This window comes from Psychromicrobium silvestre, assembly GCF_013408295.1.
Taxonomy (GTDB): Bacteria; Actinomycetota; Actinomycetes; order Actinomycetales; family Micrococcaceae; genus Renibacterium; species Renibacterium silvestre.
In genome coordinates this window covers 1,189,679-1,209,267 of the sequence record NZ_JACBYQ010000001.1, presented here as the reverse complement: position 1 = coordinate 1,209,267, position 19,589 = coordinate 1,189,679, and the positions used below count along the sequence as shown (strand labels likewise).

The following is a 19,589-nucleotide window of genomic DNA, read 5'->3' as shown; positions in this document are numbered from 1 at the left end:
ATCATCGCTCTGGCTTCGCTGTGCTCTTGGGCTGGCTGAGGTGCTGAGCGAGTTTCTCGCCTTGCTCTTGCCAGTGGAATGCATCGCATGCGGCCGATTTGATGCACTGCTCTGCTCAGACTGTCACCGAGCGATGCGGAAGCTCAGCTCGGCACCCTTCCGCGCCGAGCAGCAAGCACCGGTCCTGGTGGAGTCCGATGGTGAGGTTCTGCTTCCGGTGGTGGCAGCCGGCCCCTATCGTGAGCAGCTGGCGCAAGCCATCGTGGCTTTTAAGAACCATTCGGCGATGCCTTTGTCCCGGCCGCTCAGTAGCGCACTCAGCAGGGCTCTGGAGCTTGCGCTGAAGGGCTCGCAGCCGCTGCTGCCCATCCTGAGTTCCTCGGATACTGGGCTAGGTAGGCACCCGCCGTCGCTGGTTCCGGTGCCGACTACGGCAGCCAGTTTCCGGCGTCGCGGTTACGATCCTTTGGCGGTACTGCTAGCCCGGGCAATGCACGACGGCGGCTGTCAACTGCCGGTAGTGAGTGTTCTTCGACCGCGGTGGCGAGCGCCCTGGCGACGCTTCTCCCAGAAGAGCCTCTCGGGGGCTGCACGCCGGATCAATATGCGGCAGAGCCTGCGAGTGCCAGCTAGGTTCCAGAAACGAGTCCTGGGACGTGAATGCATTGTGGTGGACGATGTGCTGACCACCGGGGCTACCTTGGCAGAATCAGCGCGTGCCCTGACCGAGGCCGGTGCTTTGGTTCGTGGGGCAGTGGTGCTGGCGGTAGCCGGCAGACCGGATGCAGCAGAAATACAGTGGATTCCCAGAAAATAATTCTCCGTAGAGGGTGAATAACGACTTGCTTTGAACTAACGTGAGTAAACGGGTACCTCAGTCAAGGACCAAGACCCGTCGGCGGTCTGCTAGCTTTACCCAGAAGCCGACCGCTGCGTCACTTTCGTCACGTGGAGGGCACTATGGAATTCATGATCAGCGGCCGCAACCTCACCGTCTCAGACCGGTTCCGCGAATACGCTTCGGAAAAGATTTCCAAGCTCGAACATCTCACCGAAAAAGTTCAGCGTATTGATGCGAAGGTCTCGAAACAGACTAATGCGCGGACCGCCGACCCACAGCTCACCGTGGAACTGACCGTGCAGGGGCGCGGCTCCGTAATTCGGGCCGAGGCGCACGCTGCCGATAAGTTTGCTGCTTTCGATGTGGCCTATGGGAAGTTAATGGAGAGATTACGCAGGGTCAAGGATCGGAAAAAGATCCATCACGGCAGGCATACGCCGGTGGCGGTGAGCGCGGCGACGGCGACCTTGGAGCCAGTAGGCACCGGCCCGCTCGCGGTGGTGGCCGCTGCACAGGCTTCGAGCCAGCAGGAAACGAAATCCGAGCGTTCTCGCTATGAGATTGAAAATGACATCCCGGCAGGGGATTCACCCGTATTGATTAGACGTAAGGTTTTCCCTGCGGCAACGATGGCGGTGGACGATGCGGTGGACAATATGGAACTCGTTGGCCACGATTTCTATCTTTTTGTCGATTCGGAAACCAATGCGCCTTCCGTGGTCTATCGTCGTCGAGGCTGGACCTATGGTGTGATCACGCTGGATGCGGATTGCACCGAGGAATCCGTACCGGCCGAGCAGATCCTGGCCTATCGTTCGGATGACCGGACGGTAGCTTCCTAAACTCAGTTCTACACAGCATAGGGGCTATTGCGGACGATCAATGTCCGCAATAGCCCCTATGCTGTGTCCATGAGTGCACGCAAGACCCCGGCCGTGATGACCCTGGCTCAAGCCCGTAGAATCGCCATCGCGGCTCAGGGGCTCAGCAAGGGTAAGCCGGCGACCCCGGTGAGTAGCAGGACGATCAGCAAGACCTTCGAGCGACTCCAGTTGGTGCAGATTGACTCGGTCAATGTGCTTTCGCGGAGCCACTACCTGCCGTTTTTCGCCAGGTTGGGAAACTATGACCGGGAAGCTTTGAATCGGATGTCCAGCACCCACCCGCGCAAGATGGTGGAGTATTGGGCGCATGAAGCTAGTTTTGTCCGGCCGGAGCACTTCGCAGATCTGCAGCCTTGGCAGCGGCGCAATTGGTTTGGTAACCACCCGCTGCCCAGCGAACTAGAAGAAGAGCTCACTCCCCAGATCCTGGCCGTCCTGGAGTCAGGACGGGCCATGACGGCCCGGCAAGTTAGTCGCCGCCTGGGCCACGATGCCCAGGCTCCTAAGGAGAACTGGGGCTGGAACTGGAATGCGGTTAAACGGGTTCTGGAAAACCTCTTTGAACGCGGGGAGATTAGTGCGGCCGGAAGAACCGAACAGTTCGAACGTCGCTACACCCTGACCGAACGAATCTACCGGGATGTCGAATTCACCCCGAGCGAGCCCGAAGAGGGCATGTATCGGTTGATCGATGCTTCTGCCCGAGCTCACGGTATTGGCACCATTCGTTGCTTCGCAGATTATTTTCGACTGCCAACTAAAGCCGCAACCGGTGCGGTTGCCGCCCTGGAAGCAGAGGGGGCGTTGCAAAAGGTACAGGTGCGAGGCTGGGATGCACCCCTGTATCTGCATCAAGAAGCCGCGCTGCCGAGAGTCTCCAGAGCCAGGGCCCTACTCAGTCCCTTCGACTCTCTCGTTTTTGAGCGGCGCCGACTGCTCGAACTCTTCAATTTTCACTATCGGATCGGTATCTACACCCCGGCAGAAAAACGCACTCACGGCTACTATGTGTTGCCCTTCCTGCTCGCTGACAGGCTGGTAGCGCGGGTCGATCTGAAAGCCGACCGTGCCGCTGGACGACTCTTGGTGCGCACCGCCTTTGCCGAGCCGGAAGCCCCGCCAGAGACCGCCGTCGAACTTGCCGCCGAATTAGCTTTAATGGCCGAGTGGCTGGGCCTGGCGGAGGTTGTGGTGGAGCCGGTAGGGGATCTTGCTCCGGCTTTGACCGCTGAAGTATCGCGCCTCCACTAAGCGGCTTGGCGTTGCCGAAAGCGAACGGAATCAGCTCTGCGGGAACCCAGGTGCTTCCCGAGACGTGACTCACGTAGACTAAACACGCTGGAAACCGTTCAGGTTTCCAGAAAGCTGCCAAAAGCAAACAGGAGTATGGAACGTGCCATCACTGCTTGAACGAGTTCTCCGTACGGGCGACCGCAAGACGTTGAAGCGTCTGCATATCTATGCCGATGCGATCAATGCGCTGGAAGAGTCTTTCCAGACCTTCACGGATGCTGAGCTGCGTGAGGAGACCGACAAGCTCAAAGCTCGGCACGCTGATGGCGAATCGCTGGACGATTTGCTTCCCGAAGCTTTCGCTGCGGTGCGCGAGGGTTCCTTCCGGACCTTGGGTATGCGTCAGTTCGACGTCCAGTTGATGGGTGGAGCGGCGCTGCACCTGGGCAATATCGCGGAAATGAAAACCGGTGAGGGTAAGACCCTGGTGGCTACCGCGCCCGCTTACCTCAATGCCTTGAGCGGCAAGGGTGTTCACGTTGTCACGGTGAACGACTATCTGGCCAGCTACCAGTCCGAGCTAATGGGTCGAGTGCACCGTTTTATGGGGCTGAGCAGTGGTTGCATTCTCTCCCAACAGGATCCGGCGGAGCGTAAGGAGCAGTACGCCGCGGATGTCACCTATGGCACCAACAACGAGTTCGGCTTCGATTACCTCCGCGACAATATGGCTTGGAGCGCCGAGGAACTCGTGCAGCGCGGCCATCATTTTGCCATCGTGGACGAGGTCGACTCCATCCTGATCGATGAGGCTCGTACCCCCTTGATCATCTCCGGTCCGGCCAGCGGTGACGCTAACCGTTGGTACGGCGAATTCGCCAAGGTCGTGTTGCGCCTCGACGTTGAAGAGGACTACGAGGTCGATGAGAAGAAGCGCACCGTTGGTGTGCTGGAGCCCGGCATCGAAAAGGTCGAGGATTACCTGGGCATTAGCAATCTCTACGAGTCGGCAAACACCCCGTTGATCGGTTTCCTGAATAACGCGATCAAGGCCAAGGAACTGTTCAAGCGGGATAAGGACTATGTGATCCTGGACGGCGAAGTGCTTATTGTCGATGAGCACACCGGTCGTATTCTGGCTGGCCGTCGCTACAACGAGGGCATGCACCAGGCCATCGAAGCCAAAGAAGGCGTAGAAATCAAGGCCGAGAATCAGACTCTCGCCACGGTGACCTTGCAGAACTACTTCAGGCTCTACGAGAAGCTCGCGGGGATGACCGGTACGGCCGAGACCGAGGCCTCCGAGTTTGTCGGAACCTATGAGCTCGGTGTGGTTCCGATCCCCACCAATAAGCCGATGATCCGTATCGATCAGCCAGATCTGGTTTACAAGAACGAGGTAGTCAAGTTCGACGCCGTGGTGGAGGACATCGCCGAGCGTCACGAGCTAGGGCAACCGATTCTAGTGGGCACCACAAGCGTTGAGAAGAGCGAATATCTCTCCAAGCAGCTTGCCAAAAAGGGCATTAAGCACGAAGTGCTAAACGCAAAGAACCACGCGCGCGAGGCGGCCATTGTGGCGCAAGCCGGTCGAAAGGGTGCCGTTACGGTGGCCACCAATATGGCTGGCCGTGGTACCGACATCATGCTCGGTGGTAACGCCGAGTTCAATGCCGTCACCGAACTGGCCAAGCGTGGACTAAGCCCGGAGGAAACCCCGGAGGAGTACGAGGCGGCCTGGGCCGAGGCTTATAAGGCTGCCCAAAAAGATGCCGAAGCCGAGCACGACGAAATCGTTGAACTTGGTGGCTTGTACGTGCTGGGTACCGAGCGCCACGAATCCCGTCGTATCGACAACCAGCTAAGAGGCCGTTCCGGACGTCAGGGCGATCCCGGTGAATCCCGGTTCTACCTCTCACTCACCGACGATCTAATGCGTCTTTTCAACTCCGGTGCTGCCGAGCGGCTGATGGGTCGCTCGGTGATGCCCGACGATGCGGCACTGGAATCAAAATTGGTCTCCAAGGCCATCGCCTCGGCGCAAGGACAGGTCGAAGGGCGCAACGCCGAGCAGCGGAAGAACGTGCTCAAATACGATGATGTCCTCAACCGGCAGCGTGAAGCGATTTACGGTGATCGGCGCCACATTCTGGAAGGCGATGACCTGCACGAAAAGGTCCAACACTTCCTTGAGGACACGATCAACGAGACGATCGAGAGCGCCACTGCCGAAGGCCACGCCGACGATTGGGATTACAAGGCGCTTTGGAGTGCCTTGGGGACCCTGTACCCAATCAATCTGAGCGTTGATGACATCGCAGAGGAAGTTGGCGGAAAGCACGAGATCACCGACGAAACTTTGAAGACCGAGATCCTCTCGGACGCCCGACTCGCCTATCAGAGCCGGGAGGAGTCGCTCGGCTCTGACACCATGCGCGAGTTGGAACGCCGGGTGGTCTTGTCTGTTATCGGTCGCAAGTGGCAAGAACACCTCTACGAGATGGATTACCTCAAGGAGGGCATTGGCCTGCGGGCGATGGCGCAACGCGATCCCCTGGTGGAATACCAGCGTGAGGGCTTCGCACTGTTCCAGACCATGATGGGTGCTATTCGTGAAGAGAGCGTCGGGTTCTTGTTCAATCTGGAAGTCCAAGTAGAGCAGGCTCCAGCCGCTTCGGTGGGCATCCAAGCCGATCAGCCTTCTGCCCTTCTTGATCGGCTCGGCACCGATGCTGACACCGCCGAGGAAAGTCCGGAACCGAGCAGAACCATTCTGACGGCTCCTGGGCTGGAAGCTCCGGAGAAGCCAAGTCAGCTGCAATTCACCGCACCGGATGCCTCCGGTGAGGCGGAAACCCATGTAGAGCGACGTAGCAACGGCAGTAACCCGCCGCCTTCGGCGCGTAAGACCAACAAGCCGAACAACAGTAAGCGCAAGAAGCGGCGCTGAGCCAAAGGGCTAACCGATCTGCAAGACCGTGACTAGCCAGCTTCCGGCATCCTGTTCGATGCGGACCGCTATCGCGCGGTATCTGCATCGATCGGCTGCCACCACACTGAGCTCATAGATGCCAGGGGAGACCCGGCAGCCGCGCACTGAACGGATTTGTGGGCTCTGGTGCAGGCTTCGTAGTTTCTTCTGCTGGGCGGCTACTGGGCTTTCGCGGGCTTCTAAGGTCAGAGCCGTCCGGCGCTCTAAGATCTGGAAAGCCTCCGCGCCAAGTAACCGACTGAGTTGCTGGACCTGCCGGGTGCCGCCGAGCACTTCGAGGGCGGCCTTGCTGACGGTTGCGGCCAGCTGACGGACCTTACGAACTTCTTCCGAACTTGGTAAGGCGAGGGCACTGATCGGCGAGGTCATTGGTTCCGAATCTCGAGCGCCAGATTTTTCTGCTCTTTTGGCGTGTCCGTTCGGCGGAGTCTCGGGAGCGGAAAGGTCGGTGTGGTCCGGAGGATCCGGCTCGGGCGGCGTAGAGGCAGCTATGATCATTTTCTCTTCCTGGGAGTTTGGTGGATTTTGTACAAGGTTTAAAACTTTTCGATGGCTTTTTATAGCTATGGAATGGTTTTAGCACACGAGGCTTCCGCTGTCTACGTTTTTTCTCATCGCGGGTCGCCGTATGTCGTGGGCTCCAGGAATAGTGGCCCCGCAGGCGTTATGATCTTCGAGTGACTGAACAGCCCCGACGCAGCCTGCTTTATGAGGTCTGGTTGCTGTCGACCAGCATCCAGATGATCCTCGATCGATTAGGTGCTCCGCTTCAAATCTCGGCCGATGAAACAGCAGTTCTGGCCACTCTGCGCTTCAATGGTGGTTTGTCTCAGAAGAAGATCTCGGAGCTCACCAGCCTGCGCCGCAGCACGCTGTCGATGATGCTCGGTAGATTAGAAAAGTCCGGGCTGGCCAGCAAGGCAAAGAATCCAGCGGATGCCAGGTCTCGAATATTCTCGATCACCGAAGAGGGCGGTCGATCTCTCGAACGGCTAGTGGAGGGGATCTTCCGGATCGAAGACGCCTATGCGGAACAGAGCGGAATTGCTGCACTGACCAGTATCGAGGAAGTGCAGAGAATGCGCGAGCGTATTCTGCGTATCGGTGAAGAGCAGGTCGGGAAGGCTTGAACTGACGCTTTCGACTTTCCTTCCAGGGTGAGCGAAGCATCTCGATTGCTCCGTGAGAATACTAGATTCCCTTCGTGCAGGTGCACAGCGAAATAATCGATCCGCTGTGTCATCAACCACAGCGCGCAGGCCCCATTCAGGCTAAGGTCGGTAGGGGCCGCAATGAAGCGGTTCGTAACTGCTACGGAGGCGCATTTTCCATGTCGAACGGGTTCGAAGAGGCCGGGACTCCCGGTGCCGAGGCCACGAAACTTCCCACCGCGAAACTGACAGCTGCGAAACTGACAGAGAGCGCCGTCGAAGGCTTTATCGCTGACTACTACGAGCAAATCGCCGAAGAGGATCGCACCAAATACGAGCCCAGCACGCTTCGGCAGCGGGCCTTATTCCATCGTGAACTCGCCCAATCACGCCCCAGCGGAACCGCCAAGGTCGCAGTGGTCAATGAAAGCGACCAGGCCAGGCACTATCAAGAGACTGTCGTCTACATCGTCACCGACGATATGCCATTTCTTGTCGATTCGGTCACTGCGGAAGTAGCCAAACAAGGCGCTGCCATCACTTTGGTGGTGCACCCCATGTTCGTGGTCACCCGAGACAATAACGACGACGAACTGGTCAAAGTAGCCAAGGTTCCGACCTACCTGGGCGTCGCCAGCGGGGACACCGCGGCAATGCCGGATATCTCCCACCTGATCGCAAACGGCAATCAATCTTCCTATATGGAATCCTGGATTGCCATTGAGATCAGTCAGCTTGATGAGGAAGGCCGGAACAAACTCGCCGAAGGCTTAGAGCGGGTTCTCGACGACGTCCGGGTCGCCGTTCAGGACTGGCAAGCCATGCGGCATAAGGCGGTCGCCTGCGCCGCCGATCTGGCTAAGGTGACAGGAAGCGATCAGCTTGCGGATTTACGCGAAGCCGAAGAGCTGCTGAGCTGGATGGACGCCGGAAACTTCACGTTCCTGGGCTATCGGGAATACGATCTGCTGAACGAAGACGGCGAGGACGTACTGGTCAACAGGGAGGGCAGCGGTCTGGGGCTGCTGAGGGAATCCCGAGTGCCCACTCAAGTCCAGCACCTGACCACCGAGGGCCGGAAAAAGGCGCGGGAGAAGCGCGCGCTGGTCATCACCAAGGCAAATTCGCGTTCCACCGTGCATCGTTCTGGCTACTTGGATTACATCGGGGTTAAGTCCTTCGATGCGGCGGGCAATGTCAATGGCGAGCAGCGCTTCATTGGGCTCTTTGCTTCCGGGGTCTACACCGGTTCGGTACGCACGATTCCGGTGGTTCGGGAGAAGGTCAACGCGGTGCTGCGGCACTTCGGGTTCCCGCCGGACTCGCACTCCGGGAAGGACCTCTTCGCGGTTCTGGAGACTTATCCGCGCGACGAACTCTTTCAGATCGATGTGGCTGACCTGACCGCCATTGCTGAGGGTATTCTGCGCTTGCAGGAACGCCGTCGAACCAGGCTCTTCCTGCGCCCGGACATCTACGGGCGGTTCATGTCGGCCCTGGTCTTTATCCCTCGTGATCGCTACACCACGGCTGTGCGTCGTCGGATCGAGGGGGAGCTGACCCGAACCTTCGATGCCGTGAGCATCGACTTCGAGGCTCGAATGAGCGAATCCACCCTGGCTCGATTGTTCTTCCGGATCAGGCTTCCCCGGGGAGCGGATATTAGCAAGGTGGATACCGCTGACCTGGAAGCGAGACTCGTCACGGCGGCACGCTCCTGGTCTGAGGGACTCATCGAGGTGCTGGCCAAGGTGCTGCCGGTGGATCAAGCCTCGGAACTGGCCGGTCAATGGGCCGAGGCCTTCCCGGCGAGCTACCGGGTTGATTTTGAGGTTGAGGATGCCATTGAAGACATCCGCCGCTTCGAGGAATACGATGCCAGCTATCTGGCTGCAAAGCAGCTCGACGCCGAAGCCTCCTGCCGCCCAGGCCTGCACGTTTACGTGCCTCTCGGCGCGCAGGAAGAGCTGGAGGAGGATGCCAGGATCAAGCTTTATATGGCTCACCCGAAGAGCCTGAGCCAGATCCTGCCCTTTTTCCATAACCTGGGTATCGAGGTTCTGGACGAGCGGCCCTTCGAGATCCAGACCTCGGATAAGCGAGACTTCTTCCTCTACGATCTTGGGCTGAAGTATCCGGCCGGAGTCGATCCGCTGCAGACCGGCCAACTGCTAGCCGATTCCTTCGGTGCCGCGATTACCGGCGCCAGCGAGTCGGACGCTTTCGACCGACTCGTTCTCCGGGAGGGGATGGCCTGGCGGCAGGTGGTGATTCTGCGCAGTTACGCGAAGTACCTGCGGCAGATGGGTAATGCCAATTCCTACGGCTTTGTCGCTGACACGCTGATGGGTAACCCGGCCGTTGCTAAGGCGCTGGTGGAACTGTTTGAGACGAGTTTTAATCCTGCGCTCGCGGAAGCGGAGCGACCGGCCTCGCTGGAACGAGTCCGTGAGCAACTCAGCGAAGGCTTGGAGAAGGTACCTACTCTGGACGCCGACCGGGTACTACGGACTCTTGCCCAGTTGATCGAAGCCACGCTGCGCACCAACTACTTCCAGTTGAAGCCTTATTTGAGCGTCAAACTTAATCCGACGGCGATTGACGGCTTGCCCTTCCCCAGGCCTATGTTTGAGATCTGGGTCTATTCGCCACGCGTTGAAGGCGTGCATCTGCGCTTCGGCAAGGTTGCCCGAGGTGGTTTGCGCTGGTCGGACCGACGCGAGGATTTCCGCACCGAGATTCTGGGTCTAGTCAAGGCGCAGACCGTCAAGAATGCGGTGATTGTACCCACCGGCGCCAAGGGCGGCTTTTTCGCCAAAGCCTTGCCAGATCCGGCGGTTGATCGTGGAGCCTGGATGGCGGAGGGGATTGAAAGCTACAAAACCTTCATCCGTGGCCTGCTCGACGTGACCGATAACCTGGTCACTACCGAGGCGGGGGAGACTTTGGTTCCCCCTGCCGATGTGGTGCGCTATGACGGGGATGATTCCTATCTAGTGGTGGCCGCGGATAAGGGAACTGCATCCTTCTCCGATATCGCTAACTCAATTTCTGCTGACTACGGATTCTGGCTGGGTGATGCCTTTGCCTCGGGCGGCTCGGTTGGCTACGACCACAAGGCGATGGGAATTACCGCCCGGGGTGCCTGGGAATCGGTAAAACGGCATTTCAGCGAACTGGACCTGGATACCCAGACCGAAGACTTCACGATGGTGGGCGTGGGGGATATGTCCGGCGATGTGTTCGGTAATGGAGCCCTGCTCTCCGAGCACATTAAACTGCTGGCCGCTTTCGATCACCGGCATATCTTCCTAGATCCCAACCCCGATCCGGCTATTTCCTACGCCGAGCGGCGCCGGCTCTTCGAATTGCCCCGTTCCTCCTGGGACGATTACGACAAATCCTTGATCAGCGCGGGCGGTGGGGTTTTCGCCCGCCAGGTCAAGACGGTGCCGATTTCGGAACAAGTCCGGTTAGCCCTCGGCCTGCCGGAAGGCACCGTGACGATGACCCCGCCGGATCTTCTTCGGGCCATCCTGCTGGCTCCCGCCGATCTGCTCTACAACGGAGGCATCGGAACTTACGTCAAGGCGAGCACTGAGACGCAGGCCGAAGTCGGTGACAAAGCCAACGACGCCATCCGGGTGGACGGCAAGGATCTACGGGTCAAGGTCATCGGCGAGGGCGGCAATCTCGGGATGACTCAGCGTGGTCGAATCGAAGCTGCCCTGCACGGGGTGATCCTGAATACCGATGCGATCGACAACTCGGCTGGCGTGGACTGTTCCGATCACGAGGTCAACATTAAGATCTTTGTGGACCGGATGGTTGCCGCCGGACGTCTGCGCGCCGAAGAGCGCGCGGAGTTCTTGGCGGAGATGACGAGCGAAGTTGGCCGGCTGGTACTGGAAGACAATGTCGATCAGAACGTGCTGCTGCTCAATGACCGGATGCGGGTGGTGGAGTGGAGCCCCAGTTATGAGCGTCTGATGGACTGGCTGGAGAGCAGCGCGGATCTGGATCGCAATATCGAAGCACTGCCGAGTACTGAGGAACTCAGGGTCAGGCTCGACGGCGGTCAAGGACTGACCTCGCCGGAACTTTCCGTGTTGGCAGCCTACGCCAAAATCGAGCTGACTAAGGCTTTGCGGGACAGCGATTTCGCGGACGATCCCTGGTTCCGAAGCACACTGCGGGATTACTTCCCGAAGCACTTCGCCGAGCGATTCGATGCCGAGCTCGATTCGCATCCGTTGCGCCGAGAAATCATCGCCACGGTTGTTGCCAACGACATGATCAATATCGGTGGCATCACCTTCGCCTTCCGGGCGATCGAGGAAACCAGCGCCAGCGAAGCCGTTTTGGCCAGGGCCTTCGTAGCGATGCGGGAAATTTTCCAGCTCGATCAGCTAACCGAGGCACTCGCTGCCCTGCCGCCGTCGTTCCCCACCGAGCACTGGTGCAATATCCATCTGGATATGCGCCGTTTGCTGGACCGGGCAGTGCGCTGGTTGATCGGACACTCCGGGGTTTCCGAACCGATCTCCGAGATCGTAGCGAAGTACCAACCCGTGGTCAGTTCGCTGCGCTCCAAGCTGAACAGCTACTTGGACGGCGTTGATCAGCAACGAGTCCAGGCATGGCATGAACGCGCTATTTCCTGGGGAGTGCCCAGCGAACTGGGTAATCGCTGGTCCGAGATGTTCGAAAGCTATGCCTTGCTGGACGTAGCGCGGGTGAGTGACCAGATCGAGGAACCTGTGGAGGAAGTCGCGAAGGTTTACTACGCGGTCTTTGCCCAGTTCGGCGTGGATAGCCTGCTGGAACGGATTTCGGCGCTGCCGAGGGAAGATCGTTGGCAGGCACTGGCTCGGGGCGCTCTGCGTGACGACCTCTACTCCACGGTGGTTGATATCACCCTCGCGGTGATGCGTGCAACGCCTGCCATTCCAGGAGCCCCCACGGCGGGAGCACACGAACGGATCGAAGCCTGGGCGCAGCAGAACGCCGAGCAATTGGGCCGGGCCAAGGCAATGTTCGATGAGGTGAATCAGCTGGAAAAGGACGATATGGCCTCGCTATCGGTTGCTCTTCGCTTGCTCCGGTCCATCGTGCGGAGATAGTACTGTGAAGTAATGGCGATTTTCACCGATCCGATCAGGGAACACGCGGATTTTGGCCCGGGTGATGCGGAATGGCTGCACCTATTGGTGGGGGATTGGCAGCTGATCGCGGATCTGGCTTTTGCCGATCTGGCGCTCTGGTTCCCCGACCCGGACGGTGACTATCTGGCGTTGGCGCACGTTCGGCCCTCTACCACGCATACGGTTTTCCATAAAGACTTCGTGGGGGAGAAGCTGCGGGCTGATCTGCTTCCCCTGGTTCAGCGCGCCTGGCACAGCCAGACCATTGAACGTGCTGGGGAAGCCACCTGGAATTCCGATATGGCGGTCCGGGTGGATGCAATCCCGATGGTTCGCAATGGGCGAAGCTTGGCCGTGGTGACCTCACATATGGATGTCTCTTCTTCCCGGTTACCCTCTCGGCTGGAATTGACCTACCGGCAGAGCGCTTACGATCTGTTGCGGATGGGCACGCTAGGGCTGTGGCCGGACTTCGCTTCACCGACGGGTTCTCGTCGAGGTGCCCCTCGGGTGGGCGATGGCTTTATCCGTCTCGACGCAGAGGGACTGGTCCAATACGCCAGCCCCAATGGAGTCTCGGCCTTTCGCAGGCTGGGTGCAGCCGATGCCCTGGAAGGGCGGTCACTGGCCGAGGTTACGGCGGGATTGCTGCATGATCGCAAGATGATCGATGAAACCCTGCCCCTGGTGGTAACCGGCAGAATGCCCTGGCGAACCGAGGTGGAATCCAGGGGAGTTAGCTTGTCCTTGCGGGCCATTCCACTGCGCGATTCCGAGCGTCGATTCGGGGCGATTGTGCTCTGCCGCGATGTCACCGAGTTGCGTCGCCGGGAACTGGAATTGGTCACCAAGGATGCCACCATTCGGGAGATCCATCACCGAGTGAAGAACAATCTTCAAACCGTGGCGGCATTGCTGAGGATGCAATCCCGTCGGATGCAATCTGCCGAAGCCAAAAATGGTTTAGAACAGGCGATGCGACGGGTGGCAACCATCGCCCTAGTGCATGAGACGCTCTCTCAAGGGCTGACCCAGAACGTCGATTTCGACGACTTAATCGGCCGTAATTTCCGGCTTGCCGCCGAAGTGGCTTCACCAGCTCAGGCGGTGCGCACCGAGCGAGAAGGGGAGTTCGGCGAGTTGCCAAGCGATCTGGCCACTCCCTTGGCGCTGGTGATCAATGAACTGGTGACCAACGCCGTCGAACATGGTTTGGCGGAGCGCGACGGTACCGTACAACTGATTGCCGAGCGGTACAGCAGGGAAGACGGTACCGAAATACTACGCGTCACGGTAGCGGACGACGGCGTGGGCTTACCTCAGACTCCGCTGGCGGAAGGTCTGGGCTTGCAGATCGTGAGAACCCTGGTGACCAGCGAACTCGATGGGTCGATCCGCTGGGAGCCCCGCCCAAGCGGCGGAACCGCGGTGATTATTGAGCTCCCGCTCTAATAATGATCCTCAGCGAGCCTGGGTGAACGCTAGCTAGCGCGGCGAGCGCGAGCTGCGCGGCGCTTGAGAGCACGGCGCTCGTCCTCGCTCATGCCGCCCCAGACCCCCGCATCCTGCCCGGACTCGATGGCCCACTGCAGGCAGGTGTCAACAACTTGGCAACGACGACAAACGCTTTTAGCTTCCTCGATCTGGAGCAGAGCGGGACCGGTGTTTCCCACCGGGAAGAAAAGCTCCGGGTCCTTATCGAGACAGGCAGCGCGACTACGCCAATCCATGCTGATCACTTACTCCTTAAAAATTTACCGATTGCTTTGTGAAAAGATTCACGAGCAATCTCACAAAAGAGGGGCCTCTGTCCGTCAGGCGGGCCCCTTGGTCTCTACGTTAAAGCGTTTCACGTTAACTGTATGTAAACAAGGGGTAAAGCCCGTCAACTTGCTGAGAAGCGTGAGCGGTTCGTCACATTTTTCCCGGCGCTTTCGATCTGTGATGAATATCTCCGGTATGGTGCCAGTGTGTCAATAGATCAACCTGAATCAAGCGGGGGAAGCTCCGTGCTTCGGCCTTGGGGAGTCTGGCTGATCTCCATCGTGGTGGGCCTTGAGGCGCTCGCTTTGTTGGTGGTAGCCGGCTCCTTTCTACTTGGTCTTTTCAGCACCCAAGCCAATTCGCTCAGCGGCGCGGTTTTCCTCACCGTCATGCTTTTCGCTCTAGGCGTGGGGCTGGCCGCGGTCGCGATTCAGCACTTCAAGGGTTTTCGCTGGACCCGGGCGGCGAGCCTGGTTTGGCAATTACTGATGCTAGCCATCGCTATTCCGGCGCTATTAGGCGGTCAGCTCCTACTGGGGCTGGTTCTGTTGTTGCCGCCACTGGCCGTGCTGGTATTGCTGTTTACTCCACGGGTGGTGGCTTTCACCTTGCGCCAGAACGGCTCAGCAGCGCTCTAGCTTGTTGGCGTTAGCTACTTCAGCGCGGGATAACGGCTTCGACAGCCGGATCGGGTAATCTTGAGGCAACTATGGGCACCTGAGGTGTGCCCAAAAATGCCGAACCAGGAGTTTGAGTGAACGCTGATCTTGTCATTGTCGGGTCGGGCTTTTTCGGGTTGACGATCGCCGAGCGAGCCGCAAAGGAACTCAACCTGAAGGTGGCGGTCTTAGATCGCCGGCATCACATTGGTGGAAACGCCTACAGCGAGAACGAGGCACAGACCGGAATCGAGGTACACCGCTACGGTGCGCATCTGTTCCACACCTCTAATGAGAAGGTCTGGGAATACGTCAATCGCTTCACCCAGTTCACCAACTATCAGCACAAGGTGTACACCAGCCACGGCGGCGAGGTGTATTCGATGCCGATTAACCTTGGCACCATTAACCAGTTCTTCCGTTCCGCCTACGGGCCGGCGGAGGCGCGCGCGCTGATCCAGGAGCAGGCCGGTGAGCTGGCGGGAACCGACCCGAAGAACCTGAACGACAAGGGCATCCAGCTCATTGGACGCCCGCTCTATGAGGCTTTCATCAAGCACTACACCGGCAAGCAATGGCAGACCGATCCCAAGGATCTGCCGGCCGAAATCATTTCCCGGCTACCGGTGCGCTATAACTACGACAATAGGTACTTCAACGACACCCATGAGGGCTTGCCGGTGGACGGCTACACCGCGTGGATTGAGCGGATGGCGGACCACCCGAATATTGAGGTGGTACTGAATACCGATTTCTTCGACGAGGGCGAGTTCTCGCGTTCTTCGGTCCTGGGACAGGTGCCGGTGGTCTACACCGGCCCGGTGGACAAGTACTTCGACTACACGGAGGGTGATCTTTCCTGGCGCACCATCGACCTTGAGGAAGAGGTACTGCCGGTCGAGGATTTCCAGGGTTGTGCGGTGATGAACTACCCGGATGAGGATGCTCCCTATACCCGGATCCACGAATTCCGGCACTTCCACCCGGAGCGCGATTACACCAAGGACGCTACCGTGATCATGCGCGAGTTCTCCCGCTTTGCCCAGAAGGGTGATGAGCCCTACTACCCGGTGAACACCGCCGAGGACCGCAGGAAGCTGCTGGCTTACCGTGATTTGGCCAAGGCCGAGCCGTCCGTGCTCTTTGGCGGACGATTGGGAACCTATAAGTACCTGGACATGCATATGGCTATTGGCTCGGCGCTGAGTATGTTCGAGAACAAGATCAAGCCGCATTTTTCCGGCGGCAGCAAACTGGAAAGTGGTGGAGTGGACGCATGAGCGTTTTTGTTGAGGAGATCAATACTGAGCTCGTGGCTGCAGGCTATCTGACCCTGCAGCGAGTAGTACTTCCTGAGCAAACTCAGGTCGATACAGCCCAACTGTATGTTGATAGCGGGATTGCAACATCGGCCCCGCTGAGCACGATGAACGGTTCGCGTGACAACGACAGGTCGACTGTCGCTTCCGGATCCAGCGCTGAGGTCCATGTTGAGGACTTCCTATCCCGTACTTCTGCAAGGGTTCGACCAGGTGCGCGATTGTCGTTCGGAACCTACTTCAACGCATTCCCTGCCAGCTATTGGCGCCGTTGGACGGTAGTGGACCAAGTACGACTCAGCGTCAAGACTTCGGGTTCCGGCGCAGTTGTGGTGTACAAATCTAACGCCCGCGGTTCGCTTCAACGAGTGGCGTCGACCCGAGTTGCTGGCGATCAGATCTCTACTTTCGACCTCACTCTGGCACCGTTTGGTGACGGGGGCTGGTACTGGTTTGATCTGGTTGCTGGTGTAGAAGCAATGGTTCTCCAAGAAGCCCAGTGGCAGACCGCCACTGATCGTCAAATCAATGGCAAGGTGACCCTAGAAATCACCACCCTGAATAAAACGGATTTCTGTCTCAATAATTTGCGCATCCTAGGTTCCAGACCTGAAGCCTTGGAACATGTTTCAGAGGTGCTCATCGTCGATCAAGGCACCCAAAAGGTCGCTGAAGCCGAGGGATTTGAGGAAGCCGCAGCTGGGGTTGGGGATAAGCTCCGGATCATCGACCAAGACAATTTGGGCGGATCCGGTGGATTCTCTCGCGGAATGCTTGAGGCCGTGGACAATGGCAGCGATTACGTGCTGCTTCTGGATGATGATGTAACTGTCGAGCCAGAAAGCATTAACCGCTTACTCACCTTCGCAGAGCTGTGCAAACGACCAACGATTGTTGGCGGCCATATGTTTGATCTTTACAATCGCACCGTTCTTCATACCTTTGGTGAGGTAGTGAACCCTTATCGGATTCAGCCAGATCTGCCGAGCGAGGATGCAAGCCTGGGGCACGATTTTGCTGCTGGAAACCTGCGGCAAAGTTCCTGGCTGCATCGCCGGACCGATGTCGATTACAACGGCTGGTGGATGTGTCTTATCCCCACCACCGTGATTAGAGAGATTGGCTTGGCGCTGCCAATCTTCATCAAGTGGGACGATGCTGAGTACGGTCTGCGAGCTAAGGAACATGGTTATTCCACGGTTTCGCTTCCGGGCGCAGCGGTCTGGCATGTTTCCTGGATCGACAAGGATGATTTAGTTGGTTGGCAGGCGTACTTCCACACCCGAAACCGATTGATCACGGCGCTGTTGCACAGTCCTTACGAACTGGGTGGACGGGTTATCCGGGAATCGTTCCAGCTAGATATCAAGCATTTGGTATCTATGCAGTATTACACCGCTCGCGGCCGGGTGATGGCGCTGCGAGATTTGGTTGACGGCCCAGCTAAACTACACGATTTGCTCGCCACTAAGCTCCCCGAAATTAGGTCAATGACCGGAGAGTTCTCCGATTCTCAGTTCAAACCGGAAGTGGATTTGTTTCCAGCTCCAAAATTGGATAAGCCGCCGAAAAAGGGACAGGGATTCCGATCGCCTGGATATCTCAATTTGCTACCTTGGACGATGCGCACCGTTGCTCGGCAGCTCGTTGAGCCGGTGAAGAATTCCAGCCAAGAACGTCCTCAAGCATTGATTCCCCACCAGGACAATAAGTGGTGGAGGATGTCTCAGTACGACAGCGCTTTGGTATCGAACGCGGACGGGACAGCCGTTTCCTGGTACAAGCGTGATCCACGCCAACTGCGTAAGCTCCTCGCCGAGGCGGGGCGGCTGCACTTACAGATCGTGCGAGACTGGAGCCGTTTGCGCAAGGAATACCGAGAGAACCTGGTTGAAATCACATCGATTGACACTTGGCGAAAGACCTTCGAGGCGCATAGCGAGAACGCGGGTAAATGAGCGCCGCGAGTCCCAATAGTTCGGCCCTGCTCCGCCCCGGAGTAGGGCGGGGCTTGTTGGATGTTCTTCGGTCTCGTTTTCTACTTAAGCTGCTGGTCCGTAAGGAGCTAAAAGTCAGGTATCGAGGTTCGGTACTCGGGCTTTTGTGGTCCTACGTCAAGCCAGGCGTACAGTTCCTGGTTTTCTATATTGCTTTGGGCGTTTTCCTAGGGCAAGAAAAAAGCGCTAGAAATCCGAATGGCCTGGAAAACTACGCGATCTACCTGTTCTCTGGAATCGTTCTGATTAACTTCTTCAGCGAAGCTCTTGGGAATGCTGCCCGCTCGATTGTGGGCAATGGTGGGTTGATCAAAAAGATTTATTTGCCCAGAGAGCTCTTTCCGGTTGCTTCAGTATGGGTTTCGGCAGTTCACTTTCTGCCACAACTTATTATCCTGGTGGGCGCATGCTTTGTCGCGGGTTGGCATCCTAACGCCTTTCAGATACTCGCCGCTGTTGCCGGTTTCCTAGTTGTTGCCCTCTTAGCTACTGGTTTGGGATTGTTGTTTGGCGCAATTAATGTCTACTTCCGGGACTCCGAAAACTTCGTAGATATGTTGCTCATGGTCGCCACCTGGGCTTCGCCGGTGATGTACTCCTGGAATCTGGTCCGAGATAAGGCCGGGGATACGATCTTTGCCATTTATCAGGCAAACCCGATTACGACTGGCGTCGAGCTGTTCCATTACGCGTTCTGGCTGCCCACCACACCGGGAGGAGCCGAGATGCCTCCGAATCTACTTTCCCTGTGGTTACCGGTTGGCTTGGGTACATCGATTCTGATTCTGTTGCTCGGACAATGGACCTTCCATCGGCTTGAAGGCCGATTCGCGCAGGAGCTCTGAGATGACGACAGCTATTGAAGTCAAAACCGTTAATAAGGAGTTCGTACTCCGGCACACCCGCTCTATCAAAGAGGCATTGGTCTGGTTGATTCGAGGACGTAAGGGTGACCTCTCCGAGAAGTTCCATGCACTCAAGGATGTCTCTTTGGATGTGCAACAGGGGGAGACAGTTGCTCTGCTCGGGTTCAATGGTTCGGGCAAATCCACCTTGCTTAAGCACATCTCTGGAGTGATGATTCCGGATAGCGGAACAGTCCAGACTCGGGGCCGGGTAGCTGGTCTAATTGAAGTTGGTGCAGGGTTCCATCACGATCTCTCCGGGCGGGACAATGTTTACCTCAACGGTGCGATTCTTGGCATGACCGAAACTGAGATCGACGAGCGCTTTGACTCCATTATCGAATTCGCGGAGATCGGTCAGTTCATTGACACTGAAGTGAAGTTTTACTCTTCCGGTATGTACTTGCGCCTGGCCTTTTCGGTTGCGGTGCACACCGATCCGGAGGTGTTTCTTGTCGATGAGATCCTGGCGGTAGGTGATGAGCCCTTCCAACGCAAGTGCATCGCTAAAATCAAAGAACTTGCAGCGGATGGCAAAACCCTTGTGGTCGTCAGTCATGACCTCGATCTAGTAGCTAAGATCTGCGAACGCGGCGTTTTGATGGACCATGGACAGGTTATTTTTGACGGCCCTATTGACGACGCTGTGGATCAGTTCCGGCAGAATTCCTGAGAACAGATAGTCTTGAGCAAGCTAAGT

General features: G+C 57.7%; 14 protein-coding genes. 12 read left to right on the top strand and 2 right to left on the bottom strand.

Annotated elements, in window-relative coordinates:
* Positions 1-133: 133 nt before the first annotated feature.
* The 4 genes from FHU41_RS05645 to secA all read left to right on the top strand — a co-directional run bounded on the left by FHU41_RS05645 (position 134) and on the right by secA (position 5,908).
* Positions 134-817: a ComF family protein gene (locus FHU41_RS05645; protein WP_179388618.1), complete on the top strand. Its 684-nt coding sequence runs from the start codon at positions 134-136 to the stop codon at positions 815-817.
* A 143-nt stretch (positions 818-960) separates the two neighbouring features.
* Positions 961-1,683, top strand: a complete 723-nt coding sequence (hpf, locus tag FHU41_RS05640; RefSeq protein ID WP_179388617.1) for a ribosome hibernation-promoting factor, HPF/YfiA family — start codon at positions 961-963, stop codon at positions 1,681-1,683.
* A gap of 69 nt (positions 1,684-1,752) precedes the next feature.
* Positions 1,753-2,976: a winged helix-turn-helix domain-containing protein gene (locus FHU41_RS05635; RefSeq protein ID WP_179388616.1), complete on the top strand. Its 1,224-nt coding sequence runs from the start codon at positions 1,753-1,755 to the stop codon at positions 2,974-2,976.
* A gap of 142 nt (positions 2,977-3,118) precedes the next feature.
* Positions 3,119-5,908, top strand: a complete 2,790-nt coding sequence (secA, locus tag FHU41_RS05630) for a preprotein translocase subunit SecA (protein ID WP_179388615.1) — start codon at positions 3,119-3,121, stop codon at positions 5,906-5,908.
* 9 nt (positions 5,909-5,917) lie between these two features.
* Here the strand turns inward: secA and FHU41_RS05625 are convergent, their stop codons facing one another.
* Positions 5,918-6,448 (bottom strand): Rv3235 family protein, encoded by a 531-nt coding sequence (locus tag FHU41_RS05625; protein WP_179388614.1) that lies wholly within the window; start codon positions 6,446-6,448, stop codon positions 5,918-5,920.
* A gap of 179 nt (positions 6,449-6,627) precedes the next feature.
* On the opposite strand from FHU41_RS05625, the gene FHU41_RS05620 reads away from it, so the two are divergent.
* The 3 genes from FHU41_RS05620 (at position 6,628) to FHU41_RS05610 (ending at position 13,697) form a co-directional block, all read left to right on the top strand.
* Entirely contained in the window at positions 6,628-7,080 is a 453-nt protein-coding gene (locus FHU41_RS05620) for a MarR family transcriptional regulator (RefSeq protein WP_179388613.1), read from the top strand.
* Positions 7,081-7,280: 200 nt separating this feature from the next.
* The gene (locus tag FHU41_RS05615) at positions 7,281-12,224 is read left to right on the top strand and encodes an NAD-glutamate dehydrogenase (RefSeq protein WP_179388612.1); all 4,944 of its coding nucleotides are present in this window, start codon (positions 7,281-7,283) and stop codon (positions 12,222-12,224) included.
* A 12-nt stretch (positions 12,225-12,236) separates the two neighbouring features.
* Positions 12,237-13,697 carry a sensor histidine kinase gene (locus tag FHU41_RS05610; RefSeq protein WP_179388611.1) on the top strand — a complete coding sequence of 487 codons (1,461 nt, stop codon included), beginning with the start codon at positions 12,237-12,239 and terminating at the stop codon, positions 13,695-13,697.
* Positions 13,698-13,726: 29 nt separating this feature from the next.
* Here the strand turns inward: FHU41_RS05610 and FHU41_RS05605 are convergent, their stop codons facing one another.
* Complete coding sequence (locus tag FHU41_RS05605; protein WP_026544131.1) at positions 13,727-13,975, bottom strand: WhiB family transcriptional regulator; 249 nt, start codon at positions 13,973-13,975, stop codon at positions 13,727-13,729.
* 279 nt (positions 13,976-14,254) lie between these two features.
* Between FHU41_RS05605 and FHU41_RS05600 the strand changes: the two genes are divergently transcribed.
* The 5 genes from FHU41_RS05600 (at position 14,255) to FHU41_RS05580 (ending at position 19,562) form a co-directional block, all read left to right on the top strand.
* Positions 14,255-14,647, top strand: coding sequence for a hypothetical protein (locus tag FHU41_RS05600; RefSeq protein WP_343046250.1), 393 nt, complete (start codon positions 14,255-14,257; stop codon positions 14,645-14,647).
* 116 nt (positions 14,648-14,763) lie between these two features.
* Positions 14,764-15,948, top strand: a complete 1,185-nt coding sequence (glf, locus tag FHU41_RS05595) for a UDP-galactopyranose mutase (RefSeq protein WP_179388610.1) — start codon at positions 14,764-14,766, stop codon at positions 15,946-15,948.
* On the top strand, positions 15,945-17,945 hold the full coding sequence (locus FHU41_RS05590) for a glycosyltransferase (RefSeq protein WP_179388609.1): 2,001 nt from the start codon (positions 15,945-15,947) through the stop codon (positions 17,943-17,945). The genes glf and FHU41_RS05590 overlap by 4 nt, the downstream gene beginning before the upstream one ends.
* On the top strand, positions 17,942-18,829 hold the full coding sequence (locus FHU41_RS05585; RefSeq protein ID WP_179388608.1) for an ABC transporter permease: 888 nt from the start codon (positions 17,942-17,944) through the stop codon (positions 18,827-18,829). Before FHU41_RS05590 ends, FHU41_RS05585 begins: the two co-directional genes overlap by 4 nt.
* Position 18,830: 1 nt before the next feature.
* Positions 18,831-19,562: an ABC transporter ATP-binding protein gene (locus tag FHU41_RS05580; protein WP_179388607.1), complete on the top strand. Its 732-nt coding sequence runs from the start codon at positions 18,831-18,833 to the stop codon at positions 19,560-19,562.
* The last annotated feature ends 27 nt before the right edge of the window (positions 19,563-19,589 follow it).